Source organism: Nostoc sp., from assembly GCF_036917535.1.
GTDB lineage: Bacteria > Cyanobacteriota > Cyanobacteriia > Cyanobacteriales > Nostocaceae > Nostoc.
Genome location: NZ_JBALDA010000007.1, coordinates 12,111 through 36,505 on the forward strand (window position 1 = coordinate 12,111; position 24,395 = coordinate 36,505).

Genomic DNA, 24,395 nt, shown 5'->3' on the forward strand with positions numbered 1-24,395 from the left:
ATTAAGAATCTATCTTTTTCTATATTTTACTATGAAGAGAATTCTGTCTGACGAATACTATGTTATATTTTATCTTAAACATCGGTTTTGTTTGTGCAAACAAAACCGATGTTTTTTAATTTTTAAGTATTGTAATTTATGAGAATGCAAGTTGAGAAAAGTCTTGCAAAAATATGAATAACATTACTTAGTGTTTTTTATACAAAAACCCGTAGAGACTTAATACATGATGTCTCTACAGGTCTTTAGATTATATTAATGAAGTATAGATTACTCTACTTATTTCCTAGTCTATCCCTTCAATCCGGTCTTCAACCTCTTGGTACAACTCGCGTAGGCGGTCTAAATTCTCCTCGCTAGTCTCCCAATAACCGCGTCCATTCACTTCTAACAAAGTTGATACAACCTTGCGGAAAGAATGGGGATTAAGGTTCATCAATCGTTTCTGCATTTCTTCATCTTTGATGAAGGTTTCGTTAGTATCCTCGTAAATCCAGTTATCTACAGCGCCGGCTGTCGCACTCCAACCCATTGTGTTTACCAATCGCTTGGAGAGTTCGCGCACACCTTCATAACCGTGATTCAGCATCCCCTCATACCACTTAGGATTTAACAATTTAGTACGCGCATCCAAGCGCACGGTTTCTGTTAATGTCCGCACTTGAGCGTTAGCTGTAGTTGTATCTGCAATATAAGATGCTGGTTTTTTACCATCACCCCGCAGATTTGCTACCAGCTTTGTGGGATCGGAATCAAAGTAATGGGAAACATCCGTTAAGCTAATCTCAGAAGAATCGAGATTTTGGAAAGTTGCATCAGCAGTTTTTAATGTACTTTCAAAAATCTGCCGGGATTCGTCCATGATTCCGGGGTTATCGGAATTGAAGGCGAAAGATTTGCGATTGAGATACATTTCCTGCAACTCGGCTTCGCTATCCCAAGTGCTGTTTTCTACTGCCAAGTTGATATTTGACGAATAGGAACCAGAAGCGTTGGAGAAGACGCGCGTCGCTGCTTGACGCAGATTAACCCCCATTTCCTCAGCTTGTTGCAAAGCGTGTTTGCGAACAAAGTTCATTTCTAAGGGTTCATCTGCCTCAGCTGCCATCTTCACGCCTTGGTCTAGCAGGTTCATTTGGTTGATGAACAAGTCGCGGAATACACCAGAACAGTTGATTACTACATCAATTCTGGGGCGTCCCAACTCTTCTAAAGATATCAATTCCAACTTGTTCACCCGTCCCAAAGCATCGGGAACTGGACGCACGCCCACCATCCACATAATTTGGGCTAGGGATTCACCGTAAGTTTTGATGTTATCGGTTCCCCAAAGGACGCAGGCGATGGTTTCGGGCCATTTATCATCGTTTTCAGCCTTGTTACGCGCCAAAAGCCTATCTACGACGATTTTGGCTGATTGTACTGCCGCTGTTGTAGGGATGGATTGTGGATCGAGTGCATGGATATTCTTACCCGTGGGTAATACATCCGGATTACGAATGGGATCGCCACCAGGGCCGGGTAGGACGTATTCACCTTCTAAGCCTTTGAGTAATGCTCCTAGTTCGTTGTCGGCACATACTTGTTGCAGGCAGAATTCCAAATACTCAAATAGGGGTTTGAGGGCTGTACCATCGACTTTGGGATAACCTGCTTTATGCAATGCTTCTACCCAAGGTTCTTTTTTGCCCATATTGAAGAAATTCAACCGGGAAACCAGAGAAACTCGTCCTTCCGCGTCGATTTGCTCTTGCACAAGAGCAGTAACTGCTGCACGGGTTGCCAAGGTGATATCTTGCAATAACTGGACATCTTCTAAAATGCCTCGATCGCTATTTTGGTAAATATCGTCAATGTTACGCCCAATGCTGTTAGCGATAATTCCCGGTAAGCCTTGAAGTTCTTCTTCTTGACGATCTAGACTGGCAATATTGACGAGAGTTGCGATCGCTTCTTCTGCACTTGGTGGTTTACCAATGACGTGCAACCCACAAGGCAACAACCGAGACTCGATTTCCATCAACTTGCGGTAGACGTTGCCAACTATATTATCGCGATCATCGGCACTCATGTCTCTAGCATCGGTTTCTGGCAGGTGAATATCCTTATCCAGATTCACGATCCGGCATTTATCCATGATGCTATTGACAATGGAAACACCGCGTCCACTATCTTTCAAGGTTTGATAAGAAGCAATTAATTCGCTGAGTTCCTTTAAACCTTTATACAAACCAGCATTTTCTGCCGGAGGTGTCAAGTAAGAAATTGTTTCGGCATAACTCCGACGTTTGGCAATTGTCGCTTCACTCGGATTATTAGCTGCGTAGTAATATAGATTAGGAATTGAGCCAATCAAGTTATCTGGATAACAGTCGCCAGACATCCCCATCTGTTTACCTGGCATGAATTCCAAGGAACCGTGTGTACCAAAGTGCAGTACAGCGTCAGCTTTCCAAACTTGCTCTAGGTAAGTGTAGTAGGCAGCAAAACCGTGGTGAGGACTAGCTGAACGAGAGAACAACAGCCGCATCGGGTCGCCTTCGTAACCAAATGTGGGTTGGACACCGATGAAGACGTTACCGAATTGCTTACCATAAATCAGCAGATTTTGCCCATCACTGTTGAGATGTCCGGGAGGTGGACCCCAGTTTTCCTCTAAACGTTGAGAGTAAGGTGTCAGCGCCTCATACTCAGGAACGGACATTTTGTAGGCAATGTTCAGTTCTGGGCTATTGTACTGCGCTTGGGCGTCGTGGATGACTTCTTGCATCAACGCTTCGGCTGATTCTGGTAATTGCGGTAAGTCGTAACCGTTATTTTTGAGGGCTTTCATTACCTCGTAGATGGAGCCGAATACATCCAAGTAGGCGGCGGTTCCCACATTGCCTTTATCTGGCGGGAAACTGAAAACGGTGATGGCAACTTTTTTATCCAGCTTCGGCTTGCGGCGGAGGTTAGCCCATTTTAGGGCGCGTTCGGCTACAGCTTCCATACGGTCTTGGAGAGCGATCGCTTTCCCTGTAGTCCCATCTCTACCTGATAATATAATCGGCTCAATTGCTCCATCCAATTCCGGAATTGCAATTTGCAAAGCTACTTGAATGGGATGTAACCCTAAATCGCTATCCATCCACTCTTCTGTGGTTTGGAATACTAAGGGTAACGCCACCATGTAAGGACGGTTTAAGCGTTTGAGTGATTCAATTGCCTTGGGATGGTCTTGTCTGGCTGGGCCACCCACTAAAGCAAAACCAGTCAGCGATATTACTGCATCTACCAACTGTATATTAGTAGTCGGTTCATAAAAGTATGCATCCACAGGCTTGGAGAAGTCCAAACCACCAGCAAATACAGGTAGTACCCGTGCGCCTAGTGCTTCCAACTCCTGCACCATCGCTACATAATGGGCATCATCCCCTGTAACTAGGTGAGTGCGTTGCAATACTAACCCGACACAAGGAGCTAACGGATCTTTGAGATCGCTAGAAATATCCTTACGAGCTGTATACCAATTGAGATACTCTCTGACATCTTCAAACATACTGGGAGCCAAAGGATGCCAAATCCCTAAATCGGGATAAACCACTGGCTGTTGATATGTAGAAGGCTCAAAATTTTGTTTGTCTAAACCTTTAAATACATATTTATCAGCTAGCATCAGTAAGAAGTTCTCCAGATTTTCTGGTGAACCACCTAGCCAATACTGAAAACTGAGCATAAAATTTCGGGCATCCTGTGCCTTGTCCATCGGTAAAAACTTCAGCACTTGCGGCAGGGTTCGCAAAAGCTTTAGCATCCCATCTTGGAATCCCGCACCAGATTTTTCTTTGCGTTTCCGCATGAATTGGGCGATCGCACTTTTTGACTGACCCAACTGTGCCAAGGAAAAGCTGCCCATTTTACTCAGGCGCATTACCTCTGGCATCGAGGGAAAGACAACGGAAACGTCCAAGCGATCGCGGTGTGGTTCTACTGCTGCTACTACTTTCTGTGCTAAGTCTTCAATAAAAATTAAGGAAGCGATGAAGATATTCGCACTCTCAATTTCTCGTTTGAACTCTTCATAATTCTCTGGGTCGCGGAGTTCCTCAATCAAGTACCCGCTGATTTCAATCGCCAAGTTGGGATTGTTCGCGTTAATCGTGCGAACTGCTTGCGACAATGCACTCTGGTACTGGGACTCAAGCACGACATAGACCACCTTGATTAAATTACGTCCGCGTAAGTTATCAGGCGCAATGTGTCTAATGGTGGACTTGACGTGTGTGAACATGCTTCTTCGGCTCCTTTGATGCGTGTTCTCTGAAGGAAGTTCCTAGCGGCATTATCAGCCACAGGTAACTTGTGATCTTTAGGCAATATGTGTTTTTTATCAGAAAACGCTTGCCCAGTGGGCATTTTATCCCCTATCTGACACAAATCGATATAAAAAACGAAATATTTCTTCGTAATTGTTGACTTTATCAAAAGTCTTGGCTCACTATTTGTAAACTTTTTGCAATAATTATTTTTAATAGTTAAATAGCTATTTGGATATATTATTGTATTGCAAAATAAAACCTGCTTGTGTGGGTTGTAAAATAGGTTCTGTTTGGCGAGATGCGTAGCCGATCATAGACATCGCCTAGTTTATATTTGTTCAAAACCTGCCCAAGCGACTGGCTTTACTTTCTGTTTAATCTCCCACTAATTGATTCTGAATTCTTCACCCTTCCCGCACCATCCAAACCAACATTCCCAACAATATTTCCACTGGTGGAACAGGATAATCATTCAAATCAATACTCAGTGTTTGCTCTTCTAATTTTAAAAATCGCCAAGCTGTACCGCTGCTGACGCTGCCATAAATTGTTTTAATCGGTATATTATTGATTTCATTAAATTTTTGTGCGGCAATCATTTCTGCTGCACATTGCCCCAAACCAGGTTTTAAATCACCTTTTTTTGCTTCAATAATCACGATCGCAGGAGCTTCAATAAATATTTGTTCGGGGTCCTTCAGAAGCAGCTGTTGACAGTCAATCAGTGCAAACAGCAACTATGATTTCAATCGATGTCGGTTATGACGCTTCTTAAAAGATACACGGGCGTAAACGACATTTGACCGTTGATTTACTAGGGCTAGTTTTACGGGTTTTGGTGACATCTGCTAGCCTTCCAGAGCGACAAGGAGCAAAACTTGTCCTCCAACGAGTTCATGACACAGGTAATCAGGTAAAACGATTGAATACCATTTAGATGGATGGAGGATATCGAGGAGAAGAATTTATGCGGTGGGTGATGGATATGTTTCGGTGGATTGTTGAAATCGTACTCCGACCCCTGGAACAAAAGGGTTTTACCATATTACCAAAGCGTTGGGTTGTGGAGCGCACTTTTGGCTGGCTTAATTGGTGTCGGCGTTTGAGTAAGGATTATGAACGCCTTCCTGAAACCTCAGAGACATTCATCTATATTGCTATGATTCGTATTATGGTCAGACGACTTGCATGATTTTTGACTAGTTCCAACTTTTAAAACATCCTCTGAGAATGAGAGCGACAGGAGCGATCGCTTTGTCCAAATAAGCGAGCGCCCTTTCTTACCCAGAAGTCGATAGAGTTTAGAGAAATGCGATCGCAATTCCTTAATTGAGCATATTTACTGTAATTCCTTGAGCTTTTTATTCAAGCCCTTCTTGCAGAATATCTTGATAAATCACAAATTCGCGCATGATATCTATCAATCGGCTTGATTACCGAGAGTTTTGACTTGTAATTGTTGAACTTGTTCAATAGTTAAACCTGTGACATCTACGATTGTTTCAATATCGATACCTTTGTTAATCATTTTGATGACAATTTCTTGAGCTTTTTGTTCAATACCTTGTGCAAGCCCTTCTTGCAGAATATCTTGATAAATCACAGATTCGCGCATAGTATTACTTTGCAAAATTCTTTTAATCACGTCTTTCTTTAATACTAACCCAGCTAATACTGCTGTTGATGCAGCAACATTACTGCGGATTCTGGTATCATTTAGTGCTTCAATAACTTGAGTAACTTCTTCTAAGATTCGCGTTTGAGCGTCGGTTTGACTTAAAGCTGCAAACGGTAGTAAGCCTGGAGAATTAAAAAATACTTCGGTTGGCTGTTCCTAAAGTCGAATTACTTCAAATCTGTGCAGGCTGTTTTCTAGAACAAATTCTGTTTGATAGACTAGCTCAGAATCGCTTGGTTGTAGGTAAATAACTATCTGACGCATTCGTTTATAAGGAAACTTTCGATACACCCGCAAACGATAATCATTCATCCGAAAGGGAATATCTGCTATTGTAGCGATTGCTCTGTGAATTTAAATAACTATCGTTGCGCCTATAATCGATAATTCAGCCATTGCAAGTATTTTCTGAATGCTGATGCAGTTAAAATTTGGAATTTTAATTTATCGGATAGGTAATTCAATCACAAACTCTGTACCCTCACCTTGTGTTGAATGGCAACTTAGCTTACCGCGATGATTATTAACTACAATTTGATAAGCAATAGATAAACCTAACCCTGTTCCTTTACCGATAGCTTTTGTAGTGTAGAAAGCATCGAATATCTTTGTTAGGTTTACTTCGCTGATTCCTGAGCCGTTGTCTGCAATTCGGAGAATAACTCGTTCACCAACTACCTCTGTTTTTATCCAAATCACACCAATATGCCGAAAACTTTCATCAAAATATTGATTCTTTTGTATTTCTTCAATTGCATCAATTGCATTGCCGATTAAATTCATAGAAACTTGATTTAGTTCGCCTGGATAGCACTCAATATTTGGTAATTCTCCATATTCTTTAATTACTTTAATTGCCGGACGATGACCATTTGCTTTGAGTCGATGTCCAAGAATAAGTAGCGTAGTTTCTAACCCTTCATGCAGGTTAGTCAGTTTTTTCCCTGCTTCTCCGTGTCGAGAAAACTTATTCAACGATGATACAATTTCTGTAACGCGAGCTGTTCCTAGTTGCATAGAGCGAATAATTTTGGATAAATCATTTAACAAATAGTTTATATCTTTTGTTTTAATAGCATTTTGAATTTCAGTCGGTGGTTCAGGCAGATACTTTTGATATAGTTCGAGTAAATTAACAATCTCTTGAAAATACTCTTCAATAAAATTCAAGTTGCCAGCGATAAAATTGATGGGATTATTTACTTCATGGGCAATTCCTGCTGTCATTTGACCCAAGGTTGCTACCTTTTCTGCTTGAATCAGTTGGGTTTGAGCCTGTTGTAATTCTGCGTTTTTGGCTGTCAGGGTTTTCATCAAATTTCTCAGCTTCAATTGGTGCTCTATTCGCACTAATACTTCTTCATACTGAAAAGGTTTAGTAATATAATCTACGGCTCCCAATTGCAATCCTTTAATCTTATCGGCAGTATCTGAGAGAGCAGTCATAAAAATGATCGGAATATCCTGGACACGAGGATTGCTTTCGCTTTTTAGGTATTTACAAGTTTCAAACCCATCGATACCCGGCATCATGATATCAAGCAAGATTAAATCAGGTAAATTATCATTGTCTAATCTCTGAATGGCTTTTTCACCACTGCGAGCTGTCCAAACTTCAAAACTAGACTGATCTAAAAAGCTTGATAAAACTTGTAAGTTGGCAGGGTTATCATCAACGACTAAAATAATTCCTCTGCTAGGATTGCTATTTAGGGGATTTTTCTGATCGCCTCTAGTTGCTGTCATAATATTTCTACTTTATATTGATTCACGTTGCTTCTTTGCAAGATGTTAAGGAAGCGCTCAAAATTAAAAATTCACGTAGTACAACTACCATAAATAAATTTAGGGTAATTAATACTTTGATTTTTCGCTCAAAAAGTTGAGAATTAAATCTTCGTCAAACTGCCTTGCTAGCTGCCGTAATTGGTTAGCAAAGGGAGCGAATTTTGTGTCTGTTTCCTCTAGTTTATCTGCCCATTTGAGAATGTCATTGAAGTTACCTTTACTGGCTAAATTTATCAGTTCCTGTAATACATCGGCAGAAGGAAGAGTCAATTTATCTGATGAACTATCAAGTGTTGTAACCGAAGAATTAATTTTTTGTTCCTCAGACTGCTGGTAAATCCATGTCAAACCTAAATGGCACTCTAATTGATGCAGTAATTCATCTGCCTGTATCGGTTTGCTCAAAAAGGTGTCACCTCCTGCTTGCAGACTGCGATGTTGGTCGGCTTCAAACACACTAGCGGAAGAAACGATAATTTTGACATCCTCGATATCTGGGGTATGACGCAGGTGTTTAATCAATTCAAATCCATCCATTTCTGGCATGAGCAAATCTGTAATTACCAAGTCTGGTTTCAGGGCGATCGCTTTTTCTAAACCATCTTTACCGTTATTAGCTTCAATCACATTGAAACCCAGTGGTTGTAATAAGTTTGTAATTACTGTGCGATTCTCCCAGCGATCATCCACCATCAAGATGGTGCGGGGGCTACCTGCAAAGCCAATGATTTGTCCCTTGGATACAGCCATAGCAGACTGTACCCATTCGCTGGCTTGGGCAATCGCAATTTCAAACCAGAAAGTACTACCCTGACCGATCTCACTTTTAACGTGGATATCGCTACCCATCATCTGCACCAACTGCCGAGTAATAGCTAAACCTAGCCCTGTCCCTTCTATCTGATGCTTTTTTTCACCTACTTGTTCAAATGGCAAAAAAATGTTACCCAATTGAGTTGGAGTTATGCCAATTCCTGTATCTTTTACACTAAAGTGAATGCGATATTTCTCTGTCTGCTCATCAGCAGAAAGTTGATCGACTACCTCAACCTTAAAATTAACCTTACCCTCATCAGTAAATTTAATCGCATTTCCCAGCAGATTCAAGAGAACCTGACGTAACCTTTTGACATCGATATGAACCCCTGTGGGTAAGTTGCTGGCGGGTTCATAGACAAACAAAATGCCTTTTTGTTCTGCCCGAATTTGGCAAATTTCTACAATCCCCTGTAAAAAAGACGGAAAATGCAAATCTTGAGGATGTAGTTCCAGTTTTCGCGCTTCAATTTTGGAAAGATCCAAAATGTCATTAATTAAAGTCAGCAGATGAGAGCCACACTGTTCAATGATGTTTAGATGATATTGCTCTGGCTCTGACAAACCTTTAGAACGCAGCAAAATTTGAGCGCAACCCAAAATACCATTCAAGGGCGTTCGCAGTTCATGGCTCATGTTGGCTAAAAATTCGCTCTTAGCCCGATTTGCGGTATCAGCCGCTGCTTTAGATTTTTTCAGTTGAGCTTGTTCAAACGCTTGCACCTGCCACAAAACAGCGATCATCGTCACTGTCAATCCGCCCACAATTAGGGCAATCAGATCGAGGAATTGTAGCCGAGATTCAATATTTTGGCGCGGAATTACCAAAGCCACAGACCAATTAGCTTCTCGCAATGGCACATAAGCAACGTACTTTTTAGTGCCGTCAATTTCCATCAACTGAATTCCCTGTTGTTTGTTTACCATCTGCTGCGCGATCGCATTTAAATTGCGATCTGGAATTTTCAGCAGGCTGGGTGCAGGTTTTTCTACCGTTGACATTAACTTTGAATTGGGATGGACGATCGCTTCTCCTTGGGAATTGAGGGCGAATGCATAGCTGTTCTTGCCGTAGTGCAACGAGTTGACTACCTCTGCAATGTGATCGACTTTAACATTGCCGTGGAAGACCCCAATTGGTGAATGATTGGTAGGAGAATTTGACCAGATTGGGGTGGCGATCGCAATTAAAGGAATGCCTGTGGAACGGCTGATAAAGGGATCGGAAATGTTACTTTTTCCGGCTAGTGCTTTTTGAAAGTAGTCTCGATCCTTAATATTCTTATTTGACCGACCAACCTTAGTATTAAAATACGAACCATCCGGCATAGCCATTAGGAAAAAGAAAAATTCATCGATCCGCTCAATTTCTGACTTTAAATAAGGTTCTGCCACAGACCAGTCTAAGGAGCGTACAGTTGAAGTATGAGCAAGGGTTTGCACCTCCACTTTCCGAACATGTAACCACTCCTCAATTTCATCAACCCCTCTCTGTACCTCTAAAAAAGCTTTTTCTCTCAGGTCTTCTAGCGTTATTTTTCGAGCGGCCTGATAGCTAAAATAAGCAGAAATACTTACAATAAGAGTAGTGCCGCCAAGAATAAATCGGAGCAGTAAATTGCGCGAGGAGTATATTTTAGGAGCAGATGGGCTGGAGTTGCCTTTGATCACAGGGTTCACCCTCTAAACAATGGGTTTGATAAGCAAAAAAAAGGGCTATATATATTTAGATTGCCCAAAAAATTATTGATAATCGCAGCTAGGATTGTTACCCATAGCTGCGATTATCAATACCCTAAACTTTGCTGACCATCAAGCCCACATCAAACAGGCAAAAGTGCAAGTTAAACTTTCTGAAAAACTAACTAATAGTAGCAACAAATTGAATCTGGAACAGATTATCAAATATCACTAACAAGCTACAGTATATACGTATAACATAGTAAATAATTAGGTAACATTTGCCTTTTAACTAATGACTCAAGTAGATATTCTGATCCTTTCAAATGGCCCAGGTGAAGTAACAACCTGGGTGCGTCCAGTAGTAAAGGCGTTGCGGCAAGAATTAGGGGATGACCATTCTTTAGTGAGGATTTCTGTAGTATTATCACCTTGCTCAAATGCCAGTGGTAAAGAAGCAGCGATCGCTCTTTCTTATCCAGAAGTAGATAGAGTTCAAGGAGCAAAACATTTTTGGCAATTTTTGCTTTGGGGCAAAACATTTGAAAATTGGGATTGGAAAAGTCGCGGTGTTGTTGTTTTTCTAGGCGGCGATCAAATTTTTCCAGTGATTATAGGCAAAAAACTTGGATATCGGACAGTAGTTTACGCCGAATGGGAAGCCAGGTGGCATAATCGGATTGATCGCTTTGGAATCATGAAACCCGAAGTTGCAGCCCGTGTTCCCCAAAAATATGCTCACAAATTCACTGTTGTCGGTGATTTGATGCTAGAAGCACAAGAACAAGTCAACACTCCTTACTCCCTATTTTCTACTCTGCATTCCCCAATCATTGGTATACTCCCTGGATCGAAAGCAGCAAAATTAGCTCAAGGAGTACCATTAACTCTAAGTATTGCCGAATATGTTCATGCAAAAAGACCGCAAACTAGATTTGTGATTCCTGTAGCCCCAACTTTGGATTTACCAACTTTAGCTAGTTTTGCCGATCCCAAAAAGAACTTTATTGCTGAAACTTTTGGCTTTGATGGTGCTTCCTTAATTGTCCCAGAGGACGCTAAAAGTAAGCCATTGCTCAAAACAACAACGGGCTTAACTGTTGAACTGTGGCAAGAAAACCCTGCATATCATTTATTATCCCAGTGCTGCATTTGCTTGACTACAGTGGGGGCAAACACTGCCGAACTTGGTGCTTTAGGAGTGCCAATGATTGTTTTGCTACCAACGCAGCAACTTGACGCTATGCGTTCTTGGGATGGTTTACCTGGATTGTTGGCAAATCTGCCAGTAGTCGGTACGCCCTTTGCTAAGGTGATTAATTGGTTATTCTTAAGATTTGTGAGACGCAAAGGTTTATTAGCATGGCCAAACATCTGGGCACAGGAAGAGATTGTGCCAGAACTGATAGGTAAACTTCAACCGCAAGAAGTTGGGGAAATGGTTTTAGACTTTTTGACGCATCCAGAAAAATTGGATGATATAGGCGCTAAACTCCGTAAGATTCGCGGTGAAAGCGGTGCAGCTCAGAAGATAGCACAGATTGTTGGTGAGGAAATTGGGAAGTCATGAGAGATGAGGGAGTAATGGCAGCAAGCAACATCCCCCTGATTTTTACTCTGGCTTAATCGGAAGATTCTCCATCCCTGCGCCCAAGTTCATAAATACCCGCACCCATACAAGCTAATATACCTGTACTAATTCCCCAACTCTCACCTAAACTAATTTCCAGAACCCAGTTACATAAAGCGCCGACTACCAAAAAAGGCACAATGCTAAACAGTGAGGCGTAGAAAGCATTTTGGGATTCTCTGGCTTTACGAGTCTTTTCAAATTCCGACTCGCTGGTGTAGAGCGATCGCTCGGCAAAGTTAAACCAGCGATTGAGTTGCTCGATAACCCATTCATTCACTCTGGAAAAACCTAGATATAGCGCTAATGACCACAAACTCGCTCCAGCGATCGCGATCGTGTCTAACTCAAAACGGAAAGGCAAAATTTCAGTCAGCATTAGCTTGGGGGAGTCCTGCAAAGGGTCAACTTTAGCTGTCAGTAGATGCTAAATAAACCTCTTGTGCAATTTTAAGCATAAACGTTAACAAGATTTCAACTACCTATAAAATCTCCCGCTTCTTAGCTTGTTTACACCAGTTTTACACCCATTCTCTATATAAAGGTATCAAAATATGCCCTAGATTTTAGCCAAAGCTACAACAGTTTTTCTATATAAACTAGTACATACAAACCACAAACCCCTTGAAATTATTGGATTTCAAGGGGGTTTAAGAGAGTGCCAGGAACCGGACTTGAACCGGTGACACGAGGATTTTCAGTCCTAACTCAATATTGTTCAAAATGCTTAACTGGTAAGCAATACGTGTTAATTACTTATTCATGTTAATCAAATTTATGTCAGCTTTATGCCAGAATAGGGTAAACAAGTAAGTAAAAATAGTGGGTATGCGAGAAATTACACCAAGAGATAATAACGGTTCTATAATCCTCAGATTTTCTTACGCTGGTGAACGATACAGTTTCAACCCTACTCCTGGCAGTAGCTACTCTGACAAACTAGCGATCGCTAAGGCTGAGGAAATTGCTCATAGAATTTATCAGGATTGCATAACCGGATACTTTGACCCCACGTTGACAAAATATAAGCCCAATTCCCTGAAAGGGAGAACTAAGGAAGCTGCTTTACAAGATGCCGAAGAGGCAAGGGAAATTATCGCTGCAAGGTTATCAGTGAATGCGGTTGACTTATTGCAATTGTTCGAGGACTATACACAGTTCAAGTCTAAGACTTTAAAAGCTAACAGCATGATTGACTACGACCGTATTAAAAACAAGCTTAGAAAATGCCCTCATAAGCTGGTGAGAGATGCCGTAGACATTATGCAATGGTTAGTAAATGATCATAAAGGAGTATCCACTAGCAGTGTTGAGAAGCAATGGAAACTGATAAACGCTTGCTGTAAATGGGGAGTAGCTTGCAAGAAATTGCAGTCAAATACATTTGACGGACTAAAGAACTTGATACCATTTACAAAAAAATCAGCTACTCAGGAAGACATTAATCCCTTTAGCGATAGCGAACGGAAGCAAATTATTCAAGCATTTTACGCTAGCAGCAGTTATAGTTACTACGCTCCACTAATAGAATTTTTATTCATTACTGGCTGTCGCCCAGAGGAAGCGTTAGCGCTGCAATGGAAGCACATCAAGGGTGGAAAAATAACATTCTGTCAAAAGCTAACAGCAAGTGGTGAAATAGAAGCAGGTACTAAGACACAGAGTAAACGTTCTATTACAGTCAATGAACGAATGGCGTCTGTTGTTAGCGAGATTAAGCCAGAGAAATATTCACAAGATGATTTCGTATTTCCCGCGAAAAAGGGTGGTTTCATAGACTGGCACAACTTCGCTAATAGAGCATGGAAGTCAGTACTTAAAACTCTACCAGATATCGAATATAGGAACCCTTATCAGATGAGACATACCGCTATAACAATGATGGTGAAAAATGGCGTTGATAGCGTGGTTGTAGCCAAGTGGGTAGGCAATTCACCCAACATGATTGCCAAGAGATACCTGGGTGACGTTAGCGATATTGTGATGCCAAGCAATAACTAGTCATACCCCAACCAACAAAATACCCCAGGATAGTGCAATGCTACCACTGGGGTATTATTTTTCAGAGTGTCACTTTTAAGTGACATTTAAAGTGTCATCAAAATATGTCACCTACAGATGTCATTTTCTGCAAGGGGTTACGTGAATCTGTGAGTAGTTCAAGACAATGACTTATTTAGTCGATGCCAGTTGTGTTGAAGGTTGGAAATTATGAAACGCTTTTGGTTTATTGTTATCAGTGACTATCAATTGCACTAATGGTTGAACAGTTGTATCACCAGCATGATTATTCATTCCCGGTGTTATACATGTCAATCCTGCCATTATGCAAACGTTAGTATTGTAGATTTCATTTATTCGCCATTGTGTAGCACCTCTTACACCATATTCACTTTGTAGAGCAACGGTATAATTTTGACGATATCGATGCTTGATATTGCTCTGAACAGCTTCTAACCAACTTACATCACAAGTCTCACCCGTAAGCAACCATTTGTTACCAGTTAATTTGAATATGCCTCTGAAGGGAAAATATTTTGTGATGTTTAATTTGGAATCGTAAAAACTTGTACACAAAACTGGGCAGAGACTTTGTGCATATAGATTATCTCTGGTTTTCTTCACTTCGATCATTCGCCAATTGCTATCTGTATCGGGAAATTCACCTTTAATAGTAGTTACTTGACTATCAGGTAAAATATCATTTGATAAATTATTCAAGTTCTCTATTTTGTTAGAACTGGGCTGACTGGACGTTAATCTTTCATACTCACTTTTGAGAACATTGTATTCTGCATCCAGTTTACAATTTAGTACATTGCCGTTTGCACGAGCATCTTTCAAAAAAGATTGCAAAGTCACATATTTTATGTCGTAAGCCATTTGATAAAACCTCTTTTTTGGTCGAGATGTAAATAGTATTAAACCAAGTATAGAACACTTGTTAAAAAAAGCACAGCTTGACCTTGCGTAAGTGAGCAAACTTTTAACACCTAGCGCTAAAATCGCCTTTAGGGTACTTGTACCAAGTTGACGGTACGTTTTCATGTTTAAGGGCATTCGTGGTCATTCATGGCGCTCGCAGACGGTGGATTTGTAACGCTAGATCAAAAGTCGGGTAATGAAAAATTTGAACGTTACTTTTTAACCGCGAGTTCAAAAACCCCAAAAACATCGAGCCATACAGCCTCTAGAAGAAAAAGTTTTTCCAATACCTTAAGGTTTTAGAATATCTTTTTCTGTTGCCTTGCTCTTGCCGTGCCAACAAAAAAGCCCAGCAGTGATGTGCTAGGTGTAAGTATTAATTCAATTCAACATTCTTTTAGCGATCGCTACACCATTTGATTACTGCTTCCCAGAAGTCTTTACTTCCACCACGAACACTTAAGTCACGATGACAAGCGTTGTTAAATGGGTGAACCTGTAGAGTGATGTAATCTCTGATGTCTTTTGGCTTGTGCAACAAAGCAATTTCATCCAGTACAGAGAAAGGGTAACATCTATCTCGGAATACTAAAAGTGCTTTGTTTCTTAGTGCGAGATTTTTACTACAAACATTTTCAGTGATGGACTCATTGATTGATGCCAAATTATGGTCAGTATTGTCGCAATACATCGACGCATAGTCATAAGCGGCAGGTAATCCATTTGTGTTACTAGAGTTTAGAAAATTGTTAGTGTTGATGGATGATAATGCTATCATGGTTTGATTGTTAGACATTTTTATTTTGCTTTCCCTTTGATAACTGGTAACTACCAAGGGGAAAATTGAGTTAACAGACTAGACGGAATTAATCATTTACAAGACTTACTAGGACTACAATCTCTTAGGTGTTGCCATTTCGGTAACACCCTTGTTTTTTTTGTAAGTAGCTTTTAGCTATTAGCGTTCACCTTGGTATTCCCAATCCTGGGCAATACTTTTAAATACCTTATGTCTGCAAAGTGACACTTAAAAGTGACATAAAAATATGACATTTTTAGTGTCACTAAAATATGACACTTCAAAAATATAGGGTACAAGGCTAGAGAAAAACTTAGTCGAGGATATTGATTAACTCATGATTCATTCTCCTGTTTGTCATTTTCATTGTCTTGTGCATAAATACCGCTAGCATCAATTCCTAGCCTGTTCAAGAGAAGTCTAAGCGCAGTGACAAGCTTTCGTGCTTGCTCATAGCGTGGTGAAGTCCTTTTTTCTTCACAGATTTTTTCCCACGTATCAACCTCTTTCTCAAGGTCAATCAAGAGTTGATAAATGTCATCCAGCTTGTCAGCAATAGAGATAGGGACATACTTTTGCATTACCTCTCCAGCGTATTTTTTTTTCCTCCCCGAACCTGGCTTTCTTGTACCTGCCTTTGGAACACCTCTAGGCATAGATTAAAACCTCATTACTTTTAGACTTTGTTGTACATCCCACTAGCGCTAACCAGTGGAATGCATTGTTTTTTACTTATAGATTGTTGGGGAAAATTCAATGTTTGACTCTAGTCAGCACTTAGAAAATGTTCACTTACTTATGTTTGACGCAGGCACGCAAACGATCTTCATTTACATTAGGGTAATTCCCGCCGATATAAGAAGGCTGTAACTTTCCAGTTATTATTGCCCCAGTAATTGCCATCGTGAACTTCCAGATACCACCCTTGTAATCGATACAATAAGTCTGTCCGGTAACAATTCCCGTGAACTCGCATACAGAAGGATAGTCCCCATCAATCCACTCAACCTGCTGACCTATTTTGTAGAGAGGAGCGGGAATAGACACGACGGAAGGATGTACAGTAACTTGATTAGCGGTCATAATAGTTTTGCCTCTTGCGTAGTAAAGGTACGTGAGATGGAAGTCGTCATCCTTTGAGTTGTCCGCTCATTGGGTGGCGCATTTTATTGTGTGTATCAATCAGTAGTCGAACAAATGACGGTCAGGATCGTGACCATTGTCTAAGCTGTTGCGAACTACATCAATTTGACTTTTCAGGGATTGATAGGCTTTGTCTAGTTCAGTGAACTGCTCAACCATCGTGCGAGGTGTTACCTCATCTGTTAATCCAAAGACAAGCCACCCTAAGTCTCGTGACTTAGTGATTAACTCGAATGCATCAGTCTGAATAGTCTCTAGATCATAATCGGGGGATAACACAGTATGTTTCCTAGATTGGGTGTACCAGGCATTAACAGCGCTATGGAATCGATAAATCTCTGAATCCCTTGCTGTTGTTTGCTTTTCTTATTTGTAACAGACAAATAAAAACTTGTCAATTATTTATAACAGATAAATAAGAATATAAGCTGAAACGTATACTGTGACTAGTAAAAATCATATTTACAAGTATCTTGGCAATACTGGGTATACCCCTATGTTTTCCTAGATGTCATTAAAAAGTGTCATTAAAAGTGACACCTAAACATGTCACCTACAGATGTCACTTCACACACTAAGGTATGGATTACCTTGCTTTACCCTGTCAATTATTTCTTTGACCAATAGCGACTGTTGCATTACTTCGGCATTGGCATCACGATACGCTTTAGCCTCCACTAGTAGCTCTTGCATCACACTTTGTAGTTCACGTCTTTTGCTAGCCAGTTCAGTCTCAAGTTCCTTGATTTGTTGGCGTGTTGACACTTCTTTGGACATCAACTCTGAGAGTCTTTTACCAGTGGCAAGTTGAGCTTGATGTGGTTTAGCGATCGCGCCCTTAGCTATACGTTCGCACTCTAGAAAGTACTTGCGAATGACCTTGCCTTGCTCTGTGCCTGCCATCATTGCAAGACATTTAAAACACTCAATACTAAGTAGTAAAACTTCAGAAGGTCTACCACCATTGCTTTTCGACCCTCCCCGCAAAAAGTCTTCATTGATAATGAAATTGCTTTTAACCATGTCAGCGCAGTTACGCTTATTGGTGTACCCCAGCCATTGCCATGCATTATTCAAGTTGATAGGAAATTGTTCATCAGACTGATACAGAGAAAATGCAAGTGATTTGTCAAAAGTTAAGTTACTCATTTTTTTTGTTGTCAATCTTGTGTGTATTGAAGTGATGTTAAAACCTGTTACTGCTTTCCACATAATAAAGTCGTCACCCTCAAATGACTTAGCTAATGTTGTGTTGCTGTAAGTGACATTTTCGGATGACACTTAAAGTGACACTGAAATATGTCACTTTCTACGCAAGGGTACCCTATTGTGATTCATTGGCATAAACTGACATAAATACCTTGACATACGAGATAGCGTGTTACCTCGTACCAGTGGCGCGAATATTACTCATACCCGTATGAGTCAGTTGCAGCTATTCGTGATTAAGCGAGAATGCTGCAATCTGTGCGATTCTTATCGGATAAGGTTTTGAGTTTATTTTCTTTTAAAAAGATAATACCAAGGATTAACCTACCTAACTTAGTTGGTAGAGTATTTCTACCTTTATGTCAGTTTTATGCCAGTTTATGCCTTATGTCAGAACTGTTTTTGTCTGTAATCGATGCCAGGAACCGGACTTGAACCGGTGACACGAGGATTTTCAGTCCTCTGCTCTACCAACTGAGCTATCCCGGCTAGGGCTTTTGTAAGCCACGATTAATTAATATAACAAACATATAAGAATATAGCAAGTCTTTGGAGAAAAATAGCTATGCAGCTTTCAAAGTCAACTTAAACCAGATGAAGACGGCTACAAATAGTAGAAACTGGACAAGAACAATACTTGGCCCAGAAGCAAGGTTGAAAAGACCTGAGACAATGATGCCAGCAATGCTGCTGATAGAACCAACTATCACTGACATGACTAAAAAGCGGCTAAAGTGGTGACTGATCAGTTTGGCGGTAGAGGCGGGAATGACCAAAAAGGCGTTCACTAATAAAATACCAACAGCTTTAATAGCAACAGCAACGGCAAGGGAAAGCAAAATCACAAAGGCGTAGCGGTACAATTGGACGGGAACGCCTTGAACTTGGGCTACATCGGGGTTAAGGGTCAATAAAATTTGCTGTCGCAGAGTTGATAGTAAAAATATGCTGCCTCCTACAAGAATTAGCAGAGTCAAAATCAAATCTGTAGTATTGATCGCTAGAATATCCCCGAACAGTACAGCCATCAAGTTGCCACGATATCCTTTAATTAGGCTCGTGAGAATTAAACCAATCGCTAATGCCCCAGATAGCACGATGCTAAGTATGCTATCGCTAGCTAAGTCGGTTTTGTCGATAAAGTAGAGGACAATAACCCCAAAAACTAAGGTAAAAGGTAATAGCATCCAAGTAGGATTTATTTGTAGCAACACACCTAATGCCACACCTACCAATGCTGCATGACCAACCGCGTGACTGAAAAATGACAACTGGCGCAAGGTAACAAAACTACCCAACATCCCGCCAAGTATTCCCATCAAAGCAGCACCGACGATCGCACGCTGTATCGAAGGAAGTTGTAACAACTCTAGCAAGTCATTACTACTAGCGATCGCTAACCAAGTTATCTGACAATCATTGAAGAAATTCATACTTATGAGCATTAATGTTGGTGCTGGTAGCGACTGAAACCTGGCCCGTAGGTTGCTAACAGGTTTTGCTGTGAAAGGGCAATTTCTGGCTTACCAGTACAAACAATGCTTTGGTTCAGGCAAAGCACGCGATCGCAATGGCGATTGACCATATCAATATCATGAGAAACTTGTAATACTGTCCAACCTTCCTCTTGCTTTAATTCATTGAGCAAAGCGTAAAAATCTGCTGCACCCTGCACATCAACACCAGCAAAGGCTTCATCTAGTACCAAGAGTTTCCGAGGCATTACCAAACAATAAGCCAATAAAACCCGTTTGAGTTGACCGCCACTAAGAGTACCAATAGCTTGATGCTGCAAATGATAAGCATCAGTTCGCCGTAAAGCTTCTGTTACCGCTGCCGATTTTTCTCGGTCTTGTCTCCACAACTTGGAGAAAAATGAACTCTTTTTTTTCCTTTCCTTAGTCCATCCCAGTCCCACTAATTCGCTGACAGAAATAGGAAAGCTGCGGTCAAAAATGAAATTTTGCGGCATATAGCCCAACGTGTGGCGTAAATGCCCTAATCTGGAAATTGGACGACCCAAGATTTCAATCGTACCAGCACTTCGAGGTATCAAATCTAAAACCGCTTTTACCAGGGTACTTTTACCAGCACCATTGGGGCCAACAATGGCTGTATCTGTTCCTGGCAATAATTCAAAGGAAACATCTTGAACAGCTAGATAGCTGCCTTGATAGACAGTTAATCCTTCTACTTTCAAAATAGGAATGTCATTAGTCATTGGGCATTGGGCATTGGGCATTGGGCATTGGGCATTAATCATTTGCAAAGGACAAATGACAACTGACATAGACGCGCCAGCGGCTTCCCGCAGGGTAGGACAAATCTATTTATTACACGATGTTTCCAAAGTTTGCAAATTAGCTTTCATTGCCTTGAAATAATGCTGTGGATCTGTTTCGCCAGTTTCTAGAGAATCCAGAGTACGCAAATTTAATTTCAAGTCTTTAGATAGACTGTTCAGCAGTTTATTATCTACTCCTGGTTCGCTAAATAAAGCTTTAACTTTGTATTTTTTCACAGCATTAACGGCATTTTGGACATCTGTTGGTGAAAGTTGATCTTCGGGAATTTGCACCACAGCAACTTGCTTGAGGTTATAGCGTTTGGCTAAATATGGAAACGCATCATGAAAGGTAATAAAGGTGCAACTGGGATTTTTTTGCAAAGTCTGCTGAAATTCACTGTTTAAACTTTCTAATTCTTTAATATAAGCCGTAGCATTTGCTTTGTAAGTAGCTTTGTTCGTCGGGTCGGCAGCAATTAATCCATCTCGAATATTGATTACCTGCTGTTTTGCTAAAACTGGATCTAACCAAACGTGAGGATTACCCTGACTATGTTCGCGATCTTTTTCATCTAGCGTCGTTTTTACAACAGGTGAAATTTCATTTAAGGGTTTAATACCTTTACTAGCATCAATTTCAGTTAATTGGGGATTTTGGGCATTTTTGACAGTACCTTCCAGAAATTCCTCTAAACCTAAACCATTTTTTACTAACACTTTAGCAGTAGCGATCGCTTTGACATTTGCTGGTGTCGCTTGGTATTCATGTACCTCTGTACCAGGTGGCACTAGAATTTCTACATCTGCCACATCCCCAGCTACTGCCTTAGTAAACAAATATATAGGCAAAAATGTTGTTACTACTTTAGTTTTTCCTGACTGCGCCACTGGGGTAGACCCAGCTTCCTGTGCTCGCGGCGACTGTTCGGAAGTTTTTCCCTGATTTGGATTCGATTGACTACACCCAGTAGCCATCGACAACATTAGCAGAGCAACTATGGTCAAGATGCCACTTCTTTGCCTACCTGTTCTAAGTCCTCTGCAATTCACAATCACAATATTTCTCCTCCAAACGGAATTGACAATGGGAAGTATTCTAAATTTTATACTATAATAATTCTCATTCTCATTTTTAGCACATCATATCATTCTGGGTTTGCTGTGTAATGAGTAACAACAAAACTTTTTTAGAAGGTACAGCCCTCTGCAATTTAGTTTTCCCTGAATAATTAGGATTTCTTGACTTTTTTGTTAAAAAAGTTGCTGATTTCTGATAAGATTACTGACAAATATTTTCATGAAATACACGTTAAAAAAAATGTGGTTTGGGTGTGAGTTGGAGATCAATGTGAGGATAAAAATGCAAAAATTCTGTAAATATCTGCTAGTTAGTCCAGTAATCTGCGGTGTAATGCTATTTGTGAATACTGCTACATTTGCAGGTGAAATATCCAACACGTCTGAAATCAATCAACCACAAGTTTTAGCTAGTCCAGACAGAAAAGCTGAGAACATAGCGCCAGATCAGACAATGGCGCAAGTTACCTCTGTGTCTCAATTTTCCGACGTACAACCCACTGACTGGGCATTCCAAGCATTGCAGTCCTTAGTTGAGCGCTATGGCTGTATTGCAGGATACCCAAATAGCACTTATCGTGGTAATCGGGCATTAACGCGATATGAGTTTGCTGCTGGTTTGAATGCTTGTCTTGATCGCGTTAACGAACTTATTGCTACAGCCACTGGCGATTTAGTTAACAAACAAGATTTAGCCACATTACAAAAGCTGCAACAAGATTTTTCCGCAGAACTGGCAACACTCCGAGGTCGTGTGGATGCGGTAGAAGCACGCGCTGCTGAATTGGAGGCGAATCGGTTTTCAACTACAACCAAACTGAATGGAGAAGTAGTAGTAGCGCTTGCAGATGTTATCGCTGGGGATACAGTTAATGGTCAAGAAGTCAATCAAAATACTGTTCTTGCAGACCGGGTGCGTCTAAACCTCGATACCAGTTTTACTGGCCAAGATTTACTCAGAACACGACTTCAGGCAACAAACCTAGACCCCTTCTCTCAGACTGCTACCTTTACACCAGAAGGTGACTTGCGATTTGCTGGTGGTAACAATAATAATGGAGTTGTGATAGACGCACTGTTGTATCAGTTTCCTCTCGGTAAGAAAACAAACATAACTCTGGAAGCAAATGCAGGTGCAATTGATGATTTCACTAACACAGTCAACCCGTATTTAGATGGGGACGGTGGTACTGGTGCTGTTTCCCATTTTGGGACTCGCAACCCAATTTATTATCTAGTCAATGGTACTGGTATAGGAATAAAACACGAGTTCAGCGATCGGCTGGAATTAAGCTTTGGGTATTTAGCGAATGATGCTGCTAACCCTCAGCTAGGCTCTGGACTTTTCAACGGTGCTTATGGTGCTATGGGGCAGTTAACTGTTAAGCCTACCAATCAAATTACTCTTGGTTTGACATACATTAACGCTTATAAAAATACTTTTTTTGCCAATGGTAGTGGTGGTAGCAATAACGCCAATGACAACATATTGCAGAATGCTACCAGTAATTCCTATGGTATAGAAGCATCCTTTCAACCTAGCTCAAAATTTGTGATTGGTGGTTGGGCTGGCTTGACTAAAGCTCGCGTCCTTTCAGTTGGTGATGCTGACATTTGGAACTATGCCGTCACACTGGCTTTCCCGGATCTTGGTAAAACAGGTAACATTGCAGGCATTATTGTGGGTATGGAACCTAAAGTTACCGGTGTGAGCAATTCTCTCATCAATGCGGGTATCAACAAAGATCCAGACACTTCATATCATATTGAAGGTTTCTATCAATATAAGCTGAGTGACAACATCAGCATCACCCCAGGAGTTATCTGGCTGACAGCACCAGACCATAACAATCAAAACGACGATATTGTGATTGGTACAGTGAGAACCACATTCACTTTCTAATTTTGAAAATCTTAAAATAAGACGCAAATTTATCTTTTGCGTCTTATTTTTATGTATTATTTAGAAATAAAACTCAGCATTTTTACTGAAATTATATCTCAAAACAACGTAAGTTCGACGGTTAGGAAAGGTCAAAAAGGTTAATAGATAACCTGAGTTCGGAATAAGAAAAGGGACAGGTAGTAAGCTGAAAATAACGTCAAATCCAACACCTGTTCTATGTTTAGTTTAGATACTTTATTTTGCGATGTAGATAATTTCTGTAAAGCTTTTGAAGCTCAACGGCATCGAAGCTCCCGTTAATTTTTGTGTTAATGTTTTGTGCGGATTAATCGCTTATTGCCATCAACCTAACAAACCCAGCCTTCAGATGGAGTGGCTTTTACCCCAATCTGCTTAACCCGAACTCAGGTTAGTTACTGCTGATGCGATCGCCTCTAAAACAAAGTTCAATGGTAGAGATCCGAAAAGCAACATTATCGGCGTTTGGTTAACAGTTTCCCACATAACCAGCAAAGCGATCACACTACTAAAGACAAAGCAAAGGTGCTTTCTTAATTTTTGGTTAGTTACTACGGATCAATACTTGGCTCGATATTTGGTAAAGGTGCTGGTGGCTCTGGGATAAGCTTGTCTCGTCGTGGGAGAGGGTTTCTGAATTTAAACTTGTCTAAATTCTTGAATCCAAAATTATCGTCAGAGTTTTTCTTTTTACCCATAGGTATCATCTTAAATTAGTACTTATATACTATATATCTTCCCTAAGCGGCGATAATACTCTCTGTGGAGATGAAGCTTACCATGTGGATTAGCTCACAATCAGCCATTCGCCCTGATTGTTTGGGTTTCAAGGCTTTCGTTTTTTCTCGGTGGCGGGAAATATAGCGTTGACCCGCAATCATGGCATACTACCCAAGACCCCATCAATATTACAATTTATAAATAGGATTATAAAAGCTTGAAGCAAACAACACTTGACGCATTATTGCGGGTATATGTAAAACTTGAGGAAATAACAAAAGAACTATACAACCTAGCAGATGATGCTGTAAACCAAGGAGATTATGACGACGCAAGCTTACTCCAAGCAAGAGCAAATATACTTTATGAACAGATGGAAAATATAGACATTGTAATTTCAGAATTAGGAGGCTGACCT

The 24,395-nt window shown here is 40.6% G+C and carries 18 protein-coding genes, 1 tRNA gene and 3 pseudogenes; 6 read left to right on the forward strand and 16 right to left on the reverse strand.

The window, feature by feature from the left end; genetic code table 11:
- Positions 1 to 286: 286 nt before the first annotated feature.
- Complete coding sequence (locus V7K56_RS01835; RefSeq protein ID WP_334907037.1) at positions 287 to 4,273, reverse strand: magnesium chelatase subunit H; 3,987 nt, start codon at positions 4,271 to 4,273, stop codon at positions 287 to 289.
- Between the two features lie 432 nt (positions 4,274 to 4,705).
- A pseudogene (locus tag V7K56_RS01840) lies at positions 4,706 to 4,999 on the reverse strand (hypothetical protein); the annotation flags it as partial.
- Here V7K56_RS01840 and V7K56_RS01845 point away from each other — a divergent pair.
- Positions 4,996 to 5,493, forward strand: a pseudogene (locus V7K56_RS01845) (IS5 family transposase); the annotation flags it as partial. The pseudogenes V7K56_RS01840 and V7K56_RS01845 sit on opposite strands and share 4 nt — an antisense overlap.
- Positions 5,494 to 5,721: 228 nt before the next feature.
- Here V7K56_RS01845 and V7K56_RS01850 read toward each other — a convergent pair.
- From V7K56_RS01850 to V7K56_RS01860, 3 genes are all read right to left on the reverse strand, one after another.
- Entirely contained in the window at positions 5,722 to 5,916 is a 195-nt protein-coding gene (locus V7K56_RS01850; RefSeq protein WP_334907039.1) for a hypothetical protein, read from the reverse strand.
- A 507-nt stretch (positions 5,917 to 6,423) separates the two neighbouring features.
- On the reverse strand, positions 6,424 to 7,725 hold the full coding sequence (locus V7K56_RS01855; protein ID WP_334907041.1) for a sensor histidine kinase: 1,302 nt from the start codon (positions 7,723 to 7,725) through the stop codon (positions 6,424 to 6,426).
- A gap of 108 nt (positions 7,726 to 7,833) precedes the next feature.
- Positions 7,834 to 10,254 carry a hybrid sensor histidine kinase/response regulator gene (locus V7K56_RS01860; protein WP_334907043.1) on the reverse strand — a complete coding sequence of 807 codons (2,421 nt, stop codon included), beginning with the start codon at positions 10,252 to 10,254 and terminating at the stop codon, positions 7,834 to 7,836.
- A 304-nt stretch (positions 10,255 to 10,558) separates the two neighbouring features.
- Here V7K56_RS01860 and V7K56_RS01865 point away from each other — a divergent pair, with 304 nt between their 5' ends.
- Entirely contained in the window at positions 10,559 to 11,833 is a 1,275-nt protein-coding gene (locus V7K56_RS01865) for a lipid-A-disaccharide synthase (RefSeq protein ID WP_334907045.1), read from the forward strand.
- A 52-nt stretch (positions 11,834 to 11,885) separates the two neighbouring features.
- Here the strand turns inward: V7K56_RS01865 and V7K56_RS01870 are convergent, their stop codons facing one another.
- The gene (locus V7K56_RS01870) at positions 11,886 to 12,272 is read right to left on the reverse strand and encodes a hypothetical protein (RefSeq protein ID WP_334907047.1); all 387 of its coding nucleotides are present in this window, start codon (positions 12,270 to 12,272) and stop codon (positions 11,886 to 11,888) included.
- 449 nt (positions 12,273 to 12,721) lie between these two features.
- On the opposite strand from V7K56_RS01870, the gene V7K56_RS01875 reads away from it, so the two are divergent.
- Entirely contained in the window at positions 12,722 to 13,894 is a 1,173-nt protein-coding gene (locus tag V7K56_RS01875; protein WP_334907049.1) for a tyrosine-type recombinase/integrase, read from the forward strand.
- 171 nt (positions 13,895 to 14,065) lie between these two features.
- Here V7K56_RS01875 and V7K56_RS01880 read toward each other — a convergent pair whose 3' ends face one another.
- The 10 genes from V7K56_RS01880 to V7K56_RS01925 all read right to left on the reverse strand — a co-directional run bounded on the left by V7K56_RS01880 (position 14,066) and on the right by V7K56_RS01925 (position 21,240).
- Positions 14,066 to 14,776, reverse strand: coding sequence for a hypothetical protein (locus V7K56_RS01880; RefSeq protein ID WP_334907051.1), 711 nt, complete (start codon positions 14,774 to 14,776; stop codon positions 14,066 to 14,068).
- Between the two features lie 439 nt (positions 14,777 to 15,215).
- On the reverse strand, positions 15,216 to 15,614 hold the full coding sequence (locus V7K56_RS01885; protein WP_334907053.1) for a hypothetical protein: 399 nt from the start codon (positions 15,612 to 15,614) through the stop codon (positions 15,216 to 15,218).
- A gap of 338 nt (positions 15,615 to 15,952) precedes the next feature.
- Positions 15,953 to 16,273 (reverse strand): hypothetical protein, encoded by a 321-nt coding sequence (locus tag V7K56_RS01890; RefSeq protein WP_334907055.1) that lies wholly within the window; start codon positions 16,271 to 16,273, stop codon positions 15,953 to 15,955.
- A 136-nt stretch (positions 16,274 to 16,409) separates the two neighbouring features.
- The gene (locus V7K56_RS01895; RefSeq protein WP_334907057.1) at positions 16,410 to 16,664 is read right to left on the reverse strand and encodes a hypothetical protein; all 255 of its coding nucleotides are present in this window, start codon (positions 16,662 to 16,664) and stop codon (positions 16,410 to 16,412) included.
- Between the two features lie 135 nt (positions 16,665 to 16,799).
- Positions 16,800 to 17,039 (reverse strand): hypothetical protein, encoded by a 240-nt coding sequence (locus V7K56_RS01900; RefSeq protein ID WP_334907059.1) that lies wholly within the window; start codon positions 17,037 to 17,039, stop codon positions 16,800 to 16,802.
- 288 nt (positions 17,040 to 17,327) lie between these two features.
- The gene (locus V7K56_RS01905; RefSeq protein ID WP_334907061.1) at positions 17,328 to 17,909 is read right to left on the reverse strand and encodes a hypothetical protein; all 582 of its coding nucleotides are present in this window, start codon (positions 17,907 to 17,909) and stop codon (positions 17,328 to 17,330) included.
- A 476-nt stretch (positions 17,910 to 18,385) separates the two neighbouring features.
- Positions 18,386 to 18,458, reverse strand: a tRNA-Phe gene (locus tag V7K56_RS01910).
- Between the two features lie 74 nt (positions 18,459 to 18,532).
- Positions 18,533 to 19,402, reverse strand: coding sequence for a metal ABC transporter permease (locus V7K56_RS01915; protein WP_334907062.1), 870 nt, complete (start codon positions 19,400 to 19,402; stop codon positions 18,533 to 18,535).
- A gap of 11 nt (positions 19,403 to 19,413) precedes the next feature.
- On the reverse strand, positions 19,414 to 20,190 hold the full coding sequence (locus tag V7K56_RS01920; protein WP_334907130.1) for a metal ABC transporter ATP-binding protein: 777 nt from the start codon (positions 20,188 to 20,190) through the stop codon (positions 19,414 to 19,416).
- Positions 20,191 to 20,295: 105 nt separating this feature from the next.
- Positions 20,296 to 21,240 (reverse strand): metal ABC transporter substrate-binding protein, encoded by a 945-nt coding sequence (locus tag V7K56_RS01925; RefSeq protein WP_334907132.1) that lies wholly within the window; start codon positions 21,238 to 21,240, stop codon positions 20,296 to 20,298.
- Between the two features lie 376 nt (positions 21,241 to 21,616).
- On the opposite strand from V7K56_RS01925, the gene V7K56_RS01930 reads away from it, so the two are divergent.
- From V7K56_RS01930 to V7K56_RS01935, 3 genes and pseudogenes are all read left to right on the forward strand, one after another.
- Positions 21,617 to 23,236 (forward strand): iron uptake porin, encoded by a 1,620-nt coding sequence (locus V7K56_RS01930; RefSeq protein ID WP_334907064.1) that lies wholly within the window; start codon positions 21,617 to 21,619, stop codon positions 23,234 to 23,236.
- 273 nt (positions 23,237 to 23,509) lie between these two features.
- Positions 23,510 to 23,636: pseudogene (locus V7K56_RS36885) on the forward strand (IS982 family transposase); the annotation flags it as partial.
- 558 nt (positions 23,637 to 24,194) lie between these two features.
- Positions 24,195 to 24,392 (forward strand): hypothetical protein, encoded by a 198-nt coding sequence (locus V7K56_RS01935; RefSeq protein ID WP_334907066.1) that lies wholly within the window; start codon positions 24,195 to 24,197, stop codon positions 24,390 to 24,392.
- The last annotated feature ends 3 nt before the right edge of the window (positions 24,393 to 24,395 follow it).